This window comes from Psychromonas sp., from assembly GCF_041586535.1.
GTDB lineage: Bacteria > Pseudomonadota > Gammaproteobacteria > Enterobacterales > Psychromonadaceae > Psychromonas.
This window is the reverse complement of sequence record NZ_JBFGZY010000026.1, coordinates 1-18,843: the sequence shown is the minus strand read 5'-3', so window position 1 is coordinate 18,843 and position 18,843 is coordinate 1. Positions and strand designations below refer to the sequence as shown.

General features: G+C 41.8%; 17 protein-coding genes. 9 read left to right on the top strand and 8 right to left on the bottom strand.

All coding sequences use genetic code 11. The features are described from left to right. From ABZA00_RS04705 to ABZA00_RS04670, 8 genes are all read right to left on the bottom strand, one after another. On the bottom strand, nucleotides 1-1,185 hold the full coding sequence (locus ABZA00_RS04705; RefSeq protein ID WP_372880985.1) for an amino acid ABC transporter permease: 1,185 nt from the start codon (nucleotides 1,183-1,185) through the stop codon (nucleotides 1-3). Nucleotides 1,186-1,230: 45 nt separating this feature from the next. Continuing rightward, entirely contained in the window at nucleotides 1,231-2,244 is a 1,014-nt protein-coding gene (locus ABZA00_RS04700) for an amino acid ABC transporter substrate-binding protein (protein ID WP_372880984.1), read from the bottom strand. 642 nt (nucleotides 2,245-2,886) lie between these two features. After that, on the bottom strand, nucleotides 2,887-4,569 hold the full coding sequence (locus ABZA00_RS04695) for a BatD family protein (RefSeq protein WP_372880983.1): 1,683 nt from the start codon (nucleotides 4,567-4,569) through the stop codon (nucleotides 2,887-2,889). Beyond that, a complete protein-coding gene (locus tag ABZA00_RS04690; protein ID WP_372880982.1) occupies nucleotides 4,569-6,254 on the bottom strand; it encodes a tetratricopeptide repeat protein in 1,686 nt (561 codons plus the stop codon). Before ABZA00_RS04690 ends, ABZA00_RS04695 begins: the two co-directional genes overlap by 1 nt. After that, complete coding sequence (locus tag ABZA00_RS04685; protein ID WP_372880981.1) at nucleotides 6,244-7,227, bottom strand: VWA domain-containing protein; 984 nt, start codon at nucleotides 7,225-7,227, stop codon at nucleotides 6,244-6,246. The genes ABZA00_RS04690 and ABZA00_RS04685 overlap by 11 nt, the downstream gene beginning before the upstream one ends. Continuing rightward, entirely contained in the window at nucleotides 7,220-7,726 is a 507-nt protein-coding gene (locus ABZA00_RS04680; RefSeq protein WP_372880980.1) for a DUF4381 domain-containing protein, read from the bottom strand. Before ABZA00_RS04680 ends, ABZA00_RS04685 begins: the two co-directional genes overlap by 8 nt. Continuing rightward, nucleotides 7,710-8,672 carry a DUF58 domain-containing protein gene (locus tag ABZA00_RS04675; RefSeq protein WP_372880979.1) on the bottom strand — a complete coding sequence of 321 codons (963 nt, stop codon included), beginning with the start codon at nucleotides 8,670-8,672 and terminating at the stop codon, nucleotides 7,710-7,712. The genes ABZA00_RS04680 and ABZA00_RS04675 overlap by 17 nt, the downstream gene beginning before the upstream one ends. Then, nucleotides 8,672-9,631, bottom strand: a complete 960-nt coding sequence (locus tag ABZA00_RS04670; RefSeq protein WP_372880978.1) for an AAA family ATPase — start codon at nucleotides 9,629-9,631, stop codon at nucleotides 8,672-8,674. The genes ABZA00_RS04675 and ABZA00_RS04670 overlap by 1 nt, the downstream gene beginning before the upstream one ends. A 353-nt stretch (nucleotides 9,632-9,984) precedes the next feature. On the opposite strand from ABZA00_RS04670, the gene ABZA00_RS04665 reads away from it, so the two are divergent. From ABZA00_RS04665 to ABZA00_RS04625, 9 genes are all read left to right on the top strand, one after another. Next, nucleotides 9,985-10,125 (top strand): TIGR02808 family protein, encoded by a 141-nt coding sequence (locus tag ABZA00_RS04665; protein ID WP_372880977.1) that lies wholly within the window; start codon nucleotides 9,985-9,987, stop codon nucleotides 10,123-10,125. A gap of 54 nt (nucleotides 10,126-10,179) precedes the next feature. Further along, nucleotides 10,180-10,668, top strand: a complete 489-nt coding sequence (gene sixA, locus ABZA00_RS04660; protein WP_372880976.1) for a phosphohistidine phosphatase SixA — start codon at nucleotides 10,180-10,182, stop codon at nucleotides 10,666-10,668. A gap of 262 nt (nucleotides 10,669-10,930) precedes the next feature. Continuing rightward, nucleotides 10,931-11,482 carry a mechanosensitive ion channel family protein gene (locus ABZA00_RS04655; RefSeq protein WP_372880975.1) on the top strand — a complete coding sequence of 184 codons (552 nt, stop codon included), beginning with the start codon at nucleotides 10,931-10,933 and terminating at the stop codon, nucleotides 11,480-11,482. 700 nt (nucleotides 11,483-12,182) lie between these two features. Further along, the gene (locus tag ABZA00_RS04650) at nucleotides 12,183-13,202 is read left to right on the top strand and encodes an amino acid ABC transporter substrate-binding protein (protein ID WP_372880974.1); all 1,020 of its coding nucleotides are present in this window, start codon (nucleotides 12,183-12,185) and stop codon (nucleotides 13,200-13,202) included. Between the two features lie 175 nt (nucleotides 13,203-13,377). Beyond that, the gene (locus ABZA00_RS04645) at nucleotides 13,378-14,580 is read left to right on the top strand and encodes an amino acid ABC transporter permease (RefSeq protein ID WP_372880973.1); all 1,203 of its coding nucleotides are present in this window, start codon (nucleotides 13,378-13,380) and stop codon (nucleotides 14,578-14,580) included. A gap of 1 nt (nucleotide 14,581) precedes the next feature. After that, entirely contained in the window at nucleotides 14,582-15,658 is a 1,077-nt protein-coding gene (locus ABZA00_RS04640) for an amino acid ABC transporter permease (RefSeq protein ID WP_372880972.1), read from the top strand. Between the two features lie 88 nt (nucleotides 15,659-15,746). Further along, nucleotides 15,747-16,475, top strand: coding sequence for an amino acid ABC transporter ATP-binding protein (locus tag ABZA00_RS04635; protein ID WP_372880999.1), 729 nt, complete (start codon nucleotides 15,747-15,749; stop codon nucleotides 16,473-16,475). Between the two features lie 75 nt (nucleotides 16,476-16,550). Further along, complete coding sequence (locus tag ABZA00_RS04630) at nucleotides 16,551-17,564, top strand: amino acid ABC transporter substrate-binding protein (RefSeq protein ID WP_372880971.1); 1,014 nt, start codon at nucleotides 16,551-16,553, stop codon at nucleotides 17,562-17,564. Nucleotides 17,565-17,673: 109 nt separating this feature from the next. After that, entirely contained in the window at nucleotides 17,674-18,450 is a 777-nt protein-coding gene (locus tag ABZA00_RS04625) for an aspartate/glutamate racemase family protein (protein WP_372880970.1), read from the top strand. Nucleotides 18,451-18,843 lie beyond the last annotated feature (393 nt).

The following is an 18,843-nucleotide window of genomic DNA, read 5'->3' as shown; positions in this document are numbered from 1 at the left end:
TTATCTTCCTTTTATTTCCATTTTGGCATTGATCCAATTTAACAGTAGTGAAATAACAATACTGAAGGTGAGGTAAACGGCCATGGTCATTAAAATGATTTCAATAGCTTGACCCACTTGATTGAGGGTTGTGCCTGAAAAGAGCGTGACAATTTCGGGGTAACCAATTGCGGTGGCTAATGAAGAGTTTTTTACCAAGTTAAGATATTGGTTAATAACCGGAGGAATAATAACCCGTAATGCCTGCGGTAAAACAACTTTGCGTAAAATTACATGTTCTTTCAATCCGAGTGCTTTTGCAGCTTCTTTTTGTCCGGAAGGTACTGACTCAATACCAGCGCGTACTGCCTCTGCAATGTAAGTCGCGGTATAGATGCTTAAAGCGAATGTGAGGGCCAATAATTCTGGAATAATGGTTATACCACCTTTAAAGTTAAAACCTTTTAGAGCAGGGTACTCAGCTGTTATAGGCTGACCGGTAATAAAATAAACCAGCACAGGAGAGAGAATTAATATAACCAGTGAGACAGCCAGAAGCGGGAACTCTTCACCGGTTACGTCGTGACGTTTTTTTGCCCATCTGCTTAAGAAAACAACGACTATGCAGGCGATTACAAAAGCAATCAGGATAAAAGCACTGCCCGACTCAAAAATAGGTTCCGGGATGATCAAGCCGCGGTTGTTGAGAAAAACCGATTCAAAATAACTAAAACTCTGACGCGGACTGGGTAAAGCGGCGAGTACAACGTTATACCAGAATAAAATTTGCAATAAAATTGGAATGTTACGAAAGGTTTCAATATAAATCAGAGAGAGCTTAGCTACCAAATAATTAGACGATAACCGGGCAACACCAATTAATAAGCCTAATATAGAGGCAAAAATAATGCCGAGCACTCCGACCAATACGCTATTAAGTATGCCGACAATAAAAACATCTAAAAAAGTGGAACTGGCATCATCGTAGTGGATTAGCGACTGGCTAATACCAAACCCTGCGGTTTCATTTAAAAATGAAAATCCCGTGTTGATACCTCTTTTTTCGATATTATCGAACATATTACTGGTAAAATAAAATGCACAGGCAATAACAGCCAGTAGCGCAACAACCTGGAAAATAATGGCGCGATTTTTGGGGCTGTTTAGTAAACCGGGGGCGGTTGGAGGAAGTTGAGATTTATTCATAATAAGACAAGCCTCTTAAAAGGGGCAAAGCCCCCTAAACAGTATTTATCTAATCGGCATCGGGTACATTAGTCCACCTTTATTCCATAAGTTATTGATACCGCGATCAATTTTAAGGGGAGAGTCTTTGCCGACGTTTTTTTCGAAGGATTCACCGTAGTTACCAACTTGTTTAACAATCTGGTAAGCCCAGTCATTTCTTAAGCCCAGGTCTTCACCGGCACTGCCGGAAGTACCTAATAAACGTTTAATACTTGGATTTTCTGATTTGAGCATCGCCTCTGCATTGCTGGAAGTCACACCCAACTCTTCAGCTTCGATGATCGCAAACATTGTCCAGCGCACAATATTAAACCACTCGTCGTCCCCCTGACGCACTAACGGTCCGAGCGGCTCTTTAGAAATAATCTCAGGTAATACAAACGCTGAATTCGGATCATCTAATTTAATTCTTAAACCATATAACTGAGAGGCATCGGAAGTCAGTACGTCACAACGACCGCTTTTGAAACCATCAACGGTTTGGCCGGAAGTATCGTAGCTAACCGCTTTATATTCCATGCCGTTGGCTCTGAAATAATCGGTCAAATTAAGCTCCGTTGTGGTACCTGCTTGAATACAGAAAGTCGCTCCATCCAGTTCTTTTGCTGAAGTCACGCCTAGATTTTTATTGATCAGAAAGCCCTGACCGTCATAATAGTTAACGCCGGCAAAGTGTAAACCCAGAGAAGTATCACGTGTTGAGGTCCAGGTTGTTGAGCGTGATAAAAGATCAATTTCACCACTTTGTAATGCGGTAAAACGCTCCTTTGCCGTTAATGCGATGTATTTAACTTTTGAAGCATCACCGAAAACCGCTGCTGCAACGGATTTACAGAAATCGACATCAAGCCCCTGCCAAACGCCTTTGGAATCTGTTGCTGAGAAACCCGGAATACCCGTTGAAATGCCACAGCTTACTTCACCTTTTTTAATTACTTCCTGTAATGTTGAAGCTGAAGCCAGATTCGGCACAAGTGCTGCTGCACCTAGCAATAGCGCTACTTTAGTAATTTTCATAAAATACCCTTCTTTATCCGATAAATTTAATATTGAAATTAAAACCATGAACTCATTTGAGCGTATCTCAGTGCTGAGTGTTTTTTGTGCCAATATCCAGGAAATACCGTTAACTTTTTTAGCTTATTGATTTATTTGCGTTTTGTTATTCTCCTATAACCAGAGCGTTGAACAGTGTCAGATGAACCGAGCGAAATAAAAAATACCTCTAAGGCGCATAGCGCACTGCAATTAAGCTGACTTGTTTAAAAATGCCAAAAAAGCTTAAGCCAAGTTCGCTATAAGTATGGTCAAAATGAGAGATAAAGCTACTTTTCCAGCTAGACCAATTGCTGATTAATATTGGAAAAAAGTTATGAATTATTTATATTAAATAATGTAACCGTCTGATTTGTTTGGTCGGTTGGGGGTGAGCAATTATAATTACAAGCTGGGTAGTTGTTTTTACATTTGTAATTTTAATAGACGTTTCATAAAACGATATGATGTGAATAAACGATCTGCTTTTAGTGCCTGGTGCATTTTTTGCCGGGTGATAACGCCGCAGAAGTGCTAGTGCAGCGTCTGTTACTTTTTTAGGGCGCGAGATCTTTCAGGTGCTAAGCCTGATAGTTACCTAACTTATCCCGAGTTTTTTAAGGTTTAGGGGTTCAAATCCATTATTGAGTTTTTGTTATCCTGCCTTTTTTGTTGTAAATATTTTTCTATTAAGCGGCTTAACGGTGCTGCGTCCCAGTGGTTTTCAACGCTGCAGCATGCCTTTTCTAACAGGTTAATTTGCTTTGCAAATTGTTCTTTATCTTCCCCGGGGAGATCAAGCACTTCGACTAATTGCGTAAGACTTTTCAGATTGACGTTTTCACTGGGTAAATAAGTTAACAGCAGTCGATAAACCCGTGGCGCATTATTTTCCAGTAGTGCCTCCTGCAGATCTTTATGTACCTGATTGCCGCCGGAAGGGAAGGAGGGCACCTGCAGATGTTGTGCAACTGTATGCAGGCGGCGGTAATGAAGATGATAAAGAAACAAAAGGATTAAAAGCAGCAGTAACAGGGTTGTCGTGATTTGCCAGTAGAGCAGGCTGCTATTATCTGTACTAACCTTGCTGGTTGCTGCGGGTAGATCAATATCAGCGGGCTGAACTTGTACAGTGCCAGGTTGTTTATCTGCTGCCAGTATGGTCAGGGTTTGTGCCGGTAAAACAGCATACTCCTGCTTATTCGTGACGCTGTTCCACCAGGCTATTTTTATTTCCGGCAAAGTGAGTTCTCCGGTTTTGCTCGGTATTATTGCGTGACGCATGCTCCTTTGTGAATATAATAACCCGTTTATTTGCCCCTCTGTGAGCTGGTCCTGATCCGGATAAAAGCGTAAACCTTCAGGGTAATTAAAAGAGATAGTCGGCATCTTCTCCTTTTTAATGGAAGCAATCTGCAGAGTAATATTGCGGGTGATGGGTTCACCGACAGGAAAAGTCTGCTGCGTTAACGGAGTGTTTTCCTCTAATCTGACATCCTCACTGACCAACCATTCTCCCTGATAATCTGCCGGTTTATCTTTCACCTCTATGTTGATGCTGTCGCCACGAACATTAATGGGCACGCCAATAATCCGGTTTTGCCAATCATTGACGGGCACTGTTTTGCGCAAATCGCCGCTTAATAAAGGCGAGTTGATAATAAAGTCACCGGGTTTATCGGCTATTATCTGGAATTGTCGGGTAATGGTTTGATAACGGATCCCGTTGCGAATGGTCTCACTATTTTTGTCCTGCCCGTAGACTTCAATCTCGGCACTCTGCAATTCCGGTCCGGTAAGGTTCAAATTGTCAGTCGCCTGGCCAATATAAATTCGCGTGGTGAAGATTAATGGCTGGCCCACATATACACTGCTTTTGTTAATGCTGTTTTCCATAAATACTTTGTTATCAGCTGTGCCCGATGCCTGTTCAGGTGCTTCGCCGACCGATATCCGGATTGCCTGAGTAGTGAGCGGACCAATTTTTAGTACCGGTATGGTCAATTCTCCGGTGCGCTTCGCCTGTAATCGGATTTGCCACTGTGTTTGTTGGCTAAAATCGCCATTAATATAGGCGCTGCGCTGACTTTTTGAAGGGCGGTATACGTTGAACTCTTTTTCAAGCGGCCTTGTATCCAGCTGGTAATCAGAATCGTTATCATCAATCTCAATGGTCAGCAGAAAAATATCCCCTATTGTTACCTGATTATCACTAACAGAAGTTGATACTTGCGGTGTGGCTAATAACTGTTGGCTGCAAAAAAGCCCTAAAAACAGCGTAATGAAAATTGAAAGTAGAATGCGCATTACCAGATAACTCCATTATTTTCTTGTTGGCCAGAATTTGATTGTGCTCTTTTTTGATATTCAAGACGCATTTTATTGCGTAATAAAATCGATGGATCATCCGGCATATTTTTCAACCAGTTAGGCAGATTTTCGAACTCCTGATTAAGTGTTTCACTTTCTTCAATCTGGCTGCTTATCTGTTCTTGCTGTTGTTCTTGCTGTTGTTCTTGCTCCGGCTGTTCGCTGTTTTGCTGCTGTTCGCTGTTTTGCTGCTGTTCGCTGTTTTGCTGCTGTTCGCTGTTTTGCTGCTGTTCACTGTTTTGCTGCTGCTCCTTTAATTTTTTTAATAACGCTATATTTTCCTGTGCAATAGTTAACTTGGGATCCAGGGATAATGATTGCTGATATGCAGCAATGGCATTGTCGAAGTCCTGCAGTTGTGCGTAACTATTCCCCTGGTTATAAAAAGCGGCAGCGTTGTTTGGATCTTCAATTGTTGCTTGTTCAAATTGGCTTAATGCCTGCTGATATTGTCCGTTTTTATATAATGCACTGCCTTTTTCCATCGGCCTCTCATATAAAGTATTTGCTTGTGCGTAGTCCTGCTCCTGATAGGATTGAAATGCATTTTGCCGATCATTTTTCCATATTGATGCCTGAGTTTTGGGCGCGGAAAGGGGCAGGGAGAGTGTTAATACAAGGAAATAGAAGAGACCTTTTCTGAACAGTAATAAAAACAGAGGAATTAATAAAAAAACCAGCCAATATCCATCATCTATTGCCAGTTTATTTTTCCCCTGCTGTTGTGTTTCTTTTTTCACTGCCTGATTGAGCGAATAAAAATTTGATAACTGCTCTATCTCTGTGTTTCTATTATTTGCAGTTACATATAAACCACTACTTGCCCGGCTTATGTTAAGTAGCGGCTGACGGTCTAATGTCGGGATAACTATTTGTCCAAACTGATCTTTTAACAAAGAGCCATCGGTAAGTTTAATAGCGGCTCCCTGTTTGCTGGCCATGGCTAATATTGATACCACCCAGTCACTGCCTTTTAATCTATCGATCATTTTATCTGCACTGTTTGGATCAATACCGTCGGTGATAAAGACAATATGTCCGCGCTGGTAACCCGCATTTTCTAATCCGCTTATTGCCTGCTCTAGGGCAAGATCTGCCCGGGAGCCCGCGACGGGCATAATATCCGGGGAAAGATGAGGAATATGACTGATGATTGCATTGCCGTCACGGGTTAAAGGGGTAATGGTGAAGGCGTCTCCCGCATAGGCAATCAGACCTTTCTCACCTTCCTGCCAGTTTTTAATCAGATCAATAGCCTTATATTTAGCCTGAGTTAAACGGTTTGGTTTAGCATCAGTTGCATACATTGAATAGGAAAGATCCAAGGCAATGACTTGTGCTTGCTGCATTTCGTAAACAGGCTGTTGATGCTCCCGCCAGGTAGGACCGGAGAGAGCAATACAGGCAATGATAGCCAGTAAGTTAAAGGGGAACAGAAAAGAAAACCTTTTTTCAGGCTCACTGACCAGTTGTTTGCTTAAATGTGCGGCGATTAAACTCTGATGCTGTTTGTTTTTAGCCGTTTTATAATTTAGCAGAGCAAATAAAAAAACGGCAACCAAACCGAGTAACCAATAGGGGCGTAAAAATGCTAATGGCATTAAAGTGGTCTCAGGCGACATCAGAACCCCTTAATTTCAGATAGATGACAAAAAGAGAGAGTAATAACAGCGCAGCTGCTAGCGGCCAGTAGTAGAGATCTTTTTCAGGGCGAAATTGTAAAAAATCGCTGTTAACAGGCTCTAATTGATTTAGCCTTTGATAGATATTCTGTAATTCATTCTGGTCACGGGCGCGAAAGTATTGCCCGCCGGTCAGATTGGCTATTTCTGATAATGTTTTTTCATCTAAATCCGCGGAAGGGTTGACGCGTTGATTGCCGAATAATCCGCGTTTGATCATCTGCTCAGCACCAATACCTATGGTATAAATGGTGATATTGTTTTTAGCTGCCTGTAGAGCTGCCTGAAGAGGCTCGATGCTGCCGGAGTTATTTGCGCCATCACTCATCAGGATCAGGATGCGCTGCTCATTTTTATTTTCAACAAAACGTTTGATGGCAATGGCAATTGACTCGCCAATGGCGGTTTTATTACCGGCTAACCCTATTTCACTTTCATCCACCATCTGCTGGATTGTATTGAGGTCAAAGGTCAGTGGTGTTTGTAAATAAGCATGATCAGCAAATAAAACCAGCCCCAGCCTGTCTCCTTTACGCTCATTAATAAAGGTTTTTAAGAGATCTTTGAGCAGCGTTAAGCGGTCGACAGTTTGCCCGTTTAAAGGCATATCAATTTCCTTCATGCTGCCCGATAAGTCCAGAGAGATAATCATATCACGGGTTTGCTGCTGCAGGCGGACAGGTTCCCCAAACCAGATCGGGCGTGCCAGTGCGCTTAATAACAATAGCCAGGCAAGCCAGGGGATAAAAAAGTTTAAAACATTTTTCCCAGAAGTTGTCTGTTGCTCACTTAACCCCTGCGCCAGAGGGATCCAGATTTGTGTGTACTGCGTTTCTCGTACTTTTAAGAAATAACGGGCCAGCAGCGGCAGGGGCAGCAGCAAAAAGCTCCATAAATAAACAAATTCAAACATGGTTGCGTTTCTCTTTATTTTTTCCTGTCTGTTTTTTTATCTGTTTTGGTAAACCTGCTATCCATGTTCGGGCCTGTATATAATCATCTGCACTGCAAGCTTGGGAATGTTGCTGGTAAAGGCGCTCAATAAATTTCTGTTTATTGTCAAAGAGCGGAGCCTGTGCATAACGTTGTAAAAAATCAAACCATAATTCGCCGTGTAATGATGCGACCTGCCGGCGTGGGAAATATGCCAGCGCCACTCCCTTAAGAAGCTGATTTAAAGAAACAAAATCAGCCTGGGATTGTTGTAACAACCGTAACTGCTGTAATGCATTTTTTTGTTTAAGGCGCTGTTTCCTATGTTTTTTCAATAAAAACAGAGAGAGCAGCAGGCTGAGAATAACGATGCTTGATAACAGCCAGTAAACAGGTGGCAAGGGCCAGAACGAAGGCGATGAAGGACCCACTATATCATTAAGTTGTGCCAGTGGATTGTGACTATTTTGCACGGACATGAAACTGCTCCAGTAAAGGGGATGCCGCTGATATCGGGTACACAGGAATTCCCTGTTTGCTAAAGATATTCTGTACTTTGTGCTGGCGGGCCTGAGCCGCATCCTGGTAATCCTGCAGTGATTTTTTCTGTTTAAAAAAGCCGCTGCCCTGCAAGCTGTTTATTTTAAACTGGCTGCGCTGCACGCTTTGCGGCAGGGCGAGCTCAAGAGGATCTGAGATTTGCCAGGCATTAATTTGGTTATGCCGGCGGATCTGGTTGATCAATTTTTGACAAGATTCATCAAGCTGGGAAAAATCACTGATTAAATGCACCTGACTGCCGGTCTGCACCAGGTAAGAGAGGCGTTTTAGTTGTATGAATAGTGATTGCGAATGCCGCTCCGTTTTAGCCGGCGTTGGGGGACAGAGTTGCTCGCTTTGATGGAGGAACGCCATCAACCCTTTATTTCTGCCCGTCGGTTTTAGTTCGGCAACTTTCTGCTGGGTGAAGACAATGCCGCCAAGGCGATCATTACGCTGTTTTGCCTGCCAACTGAGCAGGGCGGCCAGATGACAGGCCTGCACTGACTTAAAAACAAACTGGCTGCCAAAAATCATACTATCGGAAAGGTCTAGCAAAATAAAAACAGGGCGCTCTTTTTCCTCGTGAAATAATTTTGTATGTGCCTTACCGGTGCGTGCGGTCACTGACCAGTCGATACTGCGTACGTCGTCGCCTGCCTGATAATGACGCACTTCGGAAAACTCCATGCCACGGCCTTTTATTTTCGCCAAATAGTTACCGGAAAGCCGTCTGGAGGCCAGATTGCCGGGCGGATGCAGTAGCATTTTAGCATGGCGTTTATAACTTAACAGTTCAGTCAGGCAAACGTCCACCCCTGTCAGATAGGGACTATCTGCAAAGAGTGGATTTTTGTGCTTAGTGGCGGCATTAGTCATCGTCATTAGGCTGGAATGGCTACCTGATTGATAATCTCTTTAATCACCCGGTTGGCATTAATACCTTGGGCTTCCGCCTCATAGCTTAAAATCAGGCGGTGGCGTAACACCGGATAAAGGTTCTGGATAATATCACCGGGCATCACAAAGTCGCGGTTATCAAGCCATGCTCGTGCCTTCGCGGTGCGCATTAACGCTAAGGTTGCACGCGGGCTGGCACCGTAACTGATCCACTCTTTTAATTGCGTCCCGTAGTTTTGTGGTTGCCGGGTGGCGATAATTAAATCAATCAGGTACTGCTCTAAATGCGGCGCAATATTAACCGTCATTATCTCTTCGCGGATAGTGAAAATCTGTTCATTCAAGAGCGGTGTGACCTGCGCAATTTTTTCCTTCAATATCTCTTTCTGGTTGAGTTTTAAAATCTCTTTTTCCGTTTCAGCATTGGGATAATCAAGCTGCAGGTGCATAATAAAGCGGTCTAATTGTGCTTCAGGTAAAGGATAGGTCCCTTCCTGTTCAAGGGGATTTTGGGTTGCCATAACTAAAAACAGTTCCGGTAACTGATAGGTTGTTTTACCGACCGTTATTTGCCTTTCCGCCATCGCCTCAAGCAATGCCGACTGCACTTTTGCCGGTGCCCTGTTTATCTCATCTGCCAGAATTAAGTTATGAAAAAGTGGTCCTTTTTCAAAAATAAATTCACCGGTTTCCTGGCGGAAAATATCTGTTCCGGTAAGATCCGAAGGCAGTAAATCCGGGGTAAATTGAATGCGATGAAAATCTCCCTCAATACCATCCGAAAGGGCATTGATTGCACGGGTTTTAGCCAGCCCTGGCGGGCTCTCAACAAGAATATGGCCATCGGCTAATAAGGCAATCAGTAACCCATCGACGAGTTCACTTTGTCCTAAGATCATTTTATTAAGGTAAGTTCGTAATGCGTTAAGTTGTTGTTTCGCCATTGTCATCATCTACTGCAAATAAGGTGGTTGAAAATATACTGCGATTAAAAAACTATCTCAAGTAGAAAAATTTTTAGAAAATTGAAAAAACGTCAGCAAATGGGAAAACTCTTAAGGTATTGGTTGATAGTTGATATTTATGACCCTCCTCATGTTTTTTCTGCTTAAAGTACGTATCCTTACGGTCTGGCAATTGTGTGCTAAATTTGAAAGTAAGGTCATAGAATTATTTGATATATTGTAATTTGATCTGATTTATATACAGGGTGAGGCTCCGGCAAGCGGAAAAATAACTGGCTTGTGTATATAAATATAAGGTATGTTTGTCTGTTTTTAAGTCGAAAGGACTGATTATGAGTAATTTAGAGTCAATTATCTGGCATGTGCTTGGTTATGCGGCAATGCCTACTATTTTTGTTGCCGGTTTTATCGGCGTTTTTTTGGTGGCTGCATTTATTCTGAAAGTTTCTGGCGCAACCCCAGTCAAAAATTAATTATCTTATTGAATAGGATAGTGAAGAGCTTAACATTTACTGGAGGATAAGTTATTGCATATATATATTATGCGTCACGGGCAAGCAGAAATGATGGGGCACTCCGATGCGGAACGCGCATTAACGGCACTCGGGCGTTTAGAGAATGAGATGATGGCCAGTTATCTGGCAGAGCAGGATATAACTTTTGATGCTGTATTGGTCAGCCCGTATCTGCGCGCTCAGCAAACCTGGCAGTCGGTATTTCCCTATTTTTCCGGCGTTGACAATATACAAACATTACCGTTTTTAACGCCTGGCGGCAGCGCCCGTGAATCAGTCAATGAAATTTTGGCGCTACAGGCCGCGGGTGTGGAACGCCTGTTGATTGTCTCGCACCTTCCCCTGGTCGGTTATATTGTCGGAGAGTTAGCCCCGGAAGCGGGCGTACCTGCATTTTCTACTTCCGCGGTGGGTATTGTCGAGCTCGATGACAGTGGCTTCGGTACCCTGCATAGCCTGACCAGCGTGGCGCAACTATCCGAGCAGGTAAAATCTATTTAAATAACCTCAACTCTGGATAATGAAAGCGTCATTGCCTTTAATATCATACTGTTTAAAGTTGAATATTATACAGTGCTGTTAGTTTCCTGCAGCGCAAGGCGAATCATCGTAGCAATAGCCGGCTATTGGCAGATGATTTAACGCGGAAATAGCGGTATTGTATCGATTTTCTTATCCTCAGCTGAGGTTAAATAGCTTCAATAATTTACAAAGATTATATTCCCATCTTATCCGGGTATAACCTTTTTCATGAGAGTGAACAATGATTTTGTTAATGTCGGCCGTGTTGATTATTGGCTATTTTTTATCGCTTAAGTTTGTCAAAGGCGCTATTGATAAACTGGGGCAGATTAAGTCTGTCAGTACCTACCGCATACAGTACATATATAAAACTTTGCATATTGTAATTACAACCTTATTTGTACTCGCCTTTTTCCTGATTTTGGGCATCGAATATTCACAATTATCTGTTTTTTTATCCTCTGTCTTTGCCGTAATCGGGGTGGCCTTGTTTGCGCAATGGTCAATTCTGAGTAACATCACCGCGAGTATTATTATCTTCTTTTTCTTTCCCTACCGCGTCGGGGACAGAATAAAAGTGGTGGACAAAGATGATGATATTACCGGTACAGTTGAAGAAATCACCCTGTTTCATGTGCTGATCCGCAGGGGAAATGAGTTAATTACCTACCCTAATAGTCTAATACTGCAAAAATCAGTGATTAAAAATCCTGTTTCAAACCCTAAACCCGCAGCAGAAGAGAATGTTGTCAAAACAGAAGAGGTTAGCGATAAAGAGAAAACAGTCTCTTGATGTTCTCAGAGACTTCCACAATTTGTCTTTATTCCTGTTAATCCAGGTTCTTTTTAAACCGTAAAGAAGCAACACTTAACCCAAGGCAGTAAATATCTAACCCATCTTGCTGGTTAAAATTAACAATAACTGCGTTGTTTTCAATCCCAATAGCCGGCCATTGCTAAGATGATTCGCCTTGAACTACGCAAAACTAACTGCACTGTATAATGCAAATTTTTAATGTATTGATATTAAAGTAAATTACGATTCCATGATGCAGAACTGAGGTTAAATAGGATGATGACTTTTGCACAGCCTGCTCTTTTTTTGATGCGCTAATTTAAAGCGTTGTGCCCTCTTCTGGTGCGAATTAGTGCTTGACTCCTAACTTGGTGTGGGTTTGGTTACAGCTCTGCCGAACACCAAATTTGGTAGCCATCCTACAAGGGTTGTAGTGGTCTAATAAGACTTTGTTGGCTTTGATATTTTATCTTAATAATTACAATGAGTTATGGTTTTTTTTCTACCAGTTTGGGCTTGTCTCTTCCCCCCTTCACCTTAAAGCAATAATAACCCGCCACAAAGGGGTAAATGACTCGCGCATTGTACTTTTTTAAGTTAGTAATATGTGCTGGCACACTCTATGCATTGTTATTTTGTAGGATTTACTTTTGCCGGTGAATCCATTTACAGCCATGAGATAGATAAGGAAATTTAAATGAAACTTAATAAAACAGCTTTACTAGTCGGTCTAGTATCAGCGTCGCTTATCCCAAGTTTTGCCTCAGCAGATACGCTTGAGCAGGTTATCAAGAAAGATGTATTAACTTGTGGTATCTCTACGGGTCTAACAGGATTCTCTGCAACAGATTCAGAAGGCAACTGGAAAGGTCTTGATGTGACGTTATGTCAGTCAGTAGCTGCAGCCGTATTAGGTGATGCAAGCAAAGTTAAATATATACCGTTAACAGCAAAAGAGCGTTTTACAGCACTACAAAGTGGTGAGATTGATGTTTTATCGCGTAATACAACCTGGACAGAAACGCGTGATACATCACTGGGTTTAAACTTTGCAGGTGTTAACTATTATGACGGCCAGGGCTTTCTGGTAAGTAAAAAATTAGGTGTTGAGTCAGCCAAAGAGCTAAATGGTGCAACATTCTGTATCCAAGCAGGTACAACAACGGAAATGAACCTGACTGATTATTTCAAAGCTAACAAAATGGAATACAAAGCCGTTACTTATGATACATCTGCACAGACAATTGATGGCTTTAAAAAGGGACGTTGTGACGCAGTTACGTCAGATGCTTCCCAGCTCTATTCTTTAAAACTAAAAATGGATGATCCAAACTCAGTTTTAGTGCTACCAGAAGTTATCTCTAAGGAACCGCTGGGGCCTGTTGTACGTCAAGGCGATGACAAATGGTTTAATATTGTAAAATGGACAATGTTTGCAACATTAGAAGCTGAAGAGCTGGGCGTATCTAAAGAAAATGTTAAAGCGCAACTGACATCTACAAATCCAGGTATTCAACGTCTACTGGGTGTGTCTGGCAAAATGGGGGAAAACCTGGGGCTAGATGCTAAATGGGCCTACAACATTGTTTCACAAGTAGGTAACTATGGAGAAATCTTTGACTATACAGTAGGTAAGGACTCTCCGCTTAAGATTGATCGTGGTCTTAACAAGCTATGGAACGACGGTGGCTTAATGTACTCAATGCCAATCCGTTAATCTCTTATCAGGGGCCTAACAAGCCCCTTTTTTAGTTCAGGGGTTATCTATCTAAACCACTTCAAGATACAAATTCAGAACTTCTCCCGAATGTTAGAGCATGCTGAAATCTGCATCTTAAAATTTAGAAATAGCCTCATTTTTTAAGGCTTGTAATTAGTATTAAAGGCTTAATATGATCAAAACAAAACAACTCAAAGAACCTCGAAATGCTCCCGTTGGTAGTGTTGCCCTTAGCAGCCGACAAAAACAAGCGGTTGTCTACCAGGTTATTGCAGTTCTTCTCGTTCTTTTCGCTGTATATTATTGTACATCGAACATGTTCGATAATATTGAAAAACGAGGCATAACCACTGGTTTCGGATTTTTAAGTGACACCGCTGGCTTCGGTATCAGCCAGTATCTTATCGACTATAGCGATAGCACCTCAAATTATCTTGATGTATTTATTGTCGGTATATTAAATACTGCACTTGTGTCCATTGTCGCTATCGTCTTAGCTTCTATTTTGGGCTTATTAATCGGTATTGGTCGCTTATCCAATAACTTTCTAGTCTCAAAACTGTCCCAGGTTTATGTCGAAACATTCCGAAATATTCCGGTACTGTTACAGATTTTATTCTGGTATAACGTTGTGTTATCTGCATTGCCCAGTCCACGTGGCAGCATGTCCTACCTGGATGCAATATTTCTAAATAACCGCGGCTTATTACTCCCTGCACCGATTTTTGAATCAGGTAGTTCTTTTATCTTAGTAGCGTTTGTACTGGCCTGCGCAGGAGTGTTCTTTTTAAGTAAATGGGCTATTAAACGTCATAATCTCACCGGTGAAGAGTTCCCTCTGATTCAGGTATCACTGGCTATTCTTATCTTGGCACCTGTTCTGGTTTACTTTATCAGCGGACAACCTATTAGCGCGGATTACCCGGTATTAAAAGGATTTAACTTTCAGGGTGGTTTAACCATTATTCCTGAGTTCCTGGCCTTAGCATTTGCATTAAGTATCTACACGGCAACCTATATTGCAGAAGCGGTACGTGCTGGTATTTCATCAATTCCTAAGGGGCAGACAGAGGCTGCAGAATCACTTGGATTACGCAGCACAGTCACTATGCGTAAGGTGATCTTGCCGCAGGCACTACGCGTGATTATTCCACCGGTGATTAACCAATACCTAAACATGGTAAAAAACTCATCACTAGCAACTGCTATCGGTTACCCGGAATTAGTAACCCTGTTTTCAGGCACCACCCTTAATCAGGTCGGTCAGGCGATTGAGATAATCTTAATGACTATGGCTGTTTATCTCACATTTAGCATTCTTATCTCATTGCTGTTGAACTGGGTAAATAAGAAAATGGAAATTAAAGGAAGATAATATGGCAGTTTATTCGATTACAGAAGCGCAACCCGCTCCCTCAAGCAATAAGGGGCTTATTCACTGGTTACGCGAAAATTTATTCTCAAATGTGATAAATAGTATCTTTACCCTGTTGGGATTTTATTTTCTCTATTTAGTCATTCCACCACTGGTTAACTGGTTAATTATTGATGCAACCTGGAGCGGTCCAAAGGAAGAGCTTGTTAACGGTGGGGCAAGATGGATCTTTATCGCTGAAAAGTTTAATCAGTTTATGTATGGCTTTTATCCACCAGAGCTGCACTGGCGACCAAATACCGTCATTTTCCTTGCTATCGCTGTGGGAGTAATACTGAAGCTTGTCAAAGAGCTGAAGATCAAAATTGCAGCCATTGTATTATTTCCAATTATCAGTTTTATTTTAATCCATGGTGGTTTAGGGCTGGAGATCGTGGAAACTGAGCAGTGGGGGGGATTAATGCTGACCATTGTCGTGGCATCGGTCGGGATCGTTGCTTCCTTTCCTATCGGCATTGTGCTTGCGTTGGGACGACAGTCAAATCTGCCGATCATGCGCACATTATCTGTTGCCTTTATCGAGTTTGTTCGTGGCGTGCCGCTAATTACCATCCTGTTTATGGCTTCAGTAGTACTACCTCTGTTTTTTAGTGATGGTCTGGACTTTAATAAATTACTACGCGCCCTAATCGGTATCACACTGTTCCAAGCCGCTTATATTGCAGAGGTCGTACGTGGTGGTTTACAGGCGATTCCAAAAGGACAATATGAGGGTGCTGATTCGATTGGTCTGGGTTACTGGCAGGCAATGATTCTGGTTATTCTGCCGCAGGCATTAAAAATATCAATTCCCAATCTGGTTGGCTCTTCAATTGCCCTTTTCAAAGATTCAACATTGCTTTTAATCATTGGCTTATTCGATATCTTAGCGATGGTTACCTTAACCACCAGCGATAGTTACTGGCTAGGCTTTGAACTGGAAGGATACGTGTTTGTCACCATGATATTCTGGATTATCTGTTTCAGCATGTCGCAATATGCTAAATCAATTGAACGTAAATTTAATACTGAACATTAATCACTGTCACAGTAAATAGATAATAATTTTTAAATGGCTGGTTAGCTTAACCAGCCTAGAGGAAAATATCATGTCAGAACAAGAATATATGATCGAAATGAAAAAAGTTAACAAGTGGTACGGTGATTTCCACGTATTAAAAGACGTTAACCTGAACATTAAAAAAGGTGAAAAAGTGGTTATCTGTGGCCCTTCCGGCTCAGGTAAATCAACCACCATCCGTTGTATGAATTATCTGGAGCAGTTCCAGAAAGGCAGGATCATTATTAATGGCACAGAGGTGATTGATGATGTTAAAACAGTGCGCGATATCCGCTCTGAAGTCGGCATGGTTTTCCAACACTTCAATCTTTTCCCACACCTGTCAATTTTAGAAAATTTAGTACTAGCACCAATCTGGGTACATAAAAGACCCCGTAAAGAAGCGATTGCCACGGCAATGCATTACCTTGAGCGGGTAAAGATTGCCGAGCAGGCACATAAGTATCCTAATCAGTTATCCGGCGGGCAACAACAGCGTGTAGCGATTGCACGTTGTTTATGTATTAATCCACACATCATGTTATTCGATGAACCGACTTCGGCGCTGGATCCGGAAATGGTATCGGAGGTACTTGACGTAATGGTTGAGCTGGCAGATGAAGGGATCACCATGGTTTGTGTTACGCACGAGATGGGCTTTGCTAAAAAAGTTGCAGATCGCGTTATCTTTATGGATGCAGGTCAGGTCATCGAAGAGAATACCCCTGATGAATTTTTCGATAATCCGCAATCAGACCGTTTGAAAATGTTTTTAGATCAGATTTTATCTCATTAAACTCAATAAATTCCCCCTCAATATATGGCATTTAACGAGGGATAATTTATACAGGCTACTAAACAGGATTTTTATATGAAACACATTAATCGTACTTTATTACTAGGGTTAACTTTATTAGCACCAAGTATTTCTTCAGCAGACACCCTTGACCAAGTAACTAAAAAAGGCGTAATAACCTGTGGCGTTTCAACCGGGCTACCCGGTTTTGCACTAACAAATTCAGATGGAGTATGGGAGGGGCTTGATGTTTCCGTATGTCAATCAGTTGCCGCAGCGGTACTGGGTGACGCGACAAAAGTGAAATATATTCCACTCACAACAACGGAGCGATTTACCGCCCTGCAAAGCGGTGAAATAGATCTGCTATCGCGCAATACAACCTGGACTGCAACGCGGGATACTTCCCTTGGCTTCAATTTTGCGGGGGTTAACTATTATGATGGCCAGGGCTTTATGGTCAATAAAAAGCTTGGTGTAAGTTCTGCCAAAGAACTTGATGGTGCAACCTTTTGTTTGCAGTCCGGTAGCACCACAGAAATGAACCTAACGGATTATTTCAAAACACATAAAATGGACTATAAGGCTGTTACCTATGATACTCCAGCGCAAACCATTGGCGGCTTTAAAAAAGGTCGCTGTGATGCCATTACTTCAGATGCATCGCAATTGTATTCGCTAAAATTACAAATGCAGGATCCATCTTCGGTAATGGTGTTACCTGAAATTATCTCTAAGGAGCCGCTGGGTCCAGTTGTACGTCAAGGAGACGATAAATGGTTTAATATCGTTAAATGGACACTCTATGCAGCAACTGAAGCTGAAGAGCTAGGGGTAACTAAAGCGAATGCACAAGCACAGCTTAAATCTGCAAATCCAAGTGTTCAGCGTCTGTTAGGTGTAACCGGTAAAATGGGTGAAAATCTGGGCTTAACAACTGAGTGGGCTTACAACATTGTTTCACAGGTAGGTAACTATGGTGAAACCTTCGATCGCACAGTAGGTAAAGGCTCTCCGCTGCAGATTGACCGTGGACTTAACAAGCTATGGAGTGATGGCGGATTAATGTATTCAATGCCAATCAGATAAACCTTTTGCAATTAATTTTAATTTATTGAATAGCAGCGATACAAGCGGGATTTATCCCGCTTGTATCGTTATCAGAGGATCTTCTTTGCCCTTTATAATGAGATAAAAAATGAACAATAAAAAAGAAAAGGTTGTCGGAATTTTAGGTGGTATGGGGCCGGAAGCAACGATAGATATATTCACTGATATTGTAAAACACACAAATATTGAAAATGACAATGATCATCTACGCATCATAATCGATAATAACCCTAAGCTACCAAGTCGTCAGGATGCCATTTTAGGAGGTGGGGAAAACCCGGGGCCGGCGATGGCATTAACCGCTAAAAACATTGAAAAAGCCGGTGCCGATTTTATTATACTCGGTGCAAATACTGCGCATTACTTCTATCACTATGTCAAACAAGCCGTTACGATACCCGTTCTTCATATTATTGGAGAAACTGTTTTAGCAACAATAGAGGCTGTAGAGGGCATAAAAAAAGTTGGTGTGTTGGCCACCAAAGGTGCTATGAAAACAGGCATGTTTCAGGATGCATTTGCTGAGTATGGTATTCGCGTTATCGCAGTACCTGAAGATATTCAAGAGTTGGCTCATGAGGCTGTTTTTTCATTTAGAACTGCAGGGCTAAATAAGAAAAATATAAGCATGATGGAGCAAGCCGCTTCATTTTTAATAGCAAATGGCGCTGAAGCGATCATTATGGGGTGTACTGAGATTCCGCTGATATTAAAAGCAAAAAACATCAGGGTAAAACTCATTAACCCAAATGAGGTTATTGCTCAAGTCACCGTTAACTATGCAAAAAATAAAATTCTCATTGAACAAGTAGGCGATAAATATTTGTCAGTAAACGAACAAGTCAACAATAGAGACCCTCTCTAGAAATGAGCAGTGATAATCAGGTGGTGATTATTACCGGTGAAGCGGGATCCTGTAAGACTACCTAAGCCACATATAAATTGACAGTTATTTTCAGCTATCAGCCGATGGCCTGGATCCCAACTGTTCTTATCTCGAAAAATGAACCGCCAAGGAGCCATACTTGCGAATATAATTCTTTGCAACTTAACTCGCCATGTTAATCTATTGCTAAGTAGGTATCATCGTTAGTAATACCAAATCCGATAATTATGTATTCATTTATGCTTGTTAAAATGAATGCTAGCTAGACATAAAACTACGTTTTAGTCTTTGTTATTGATTTTGTAATTAGAACAACTAGTTACTGCAATCAATGCCTTGCTTTCATCCATTTTTCCTACGCCTAAATAGATC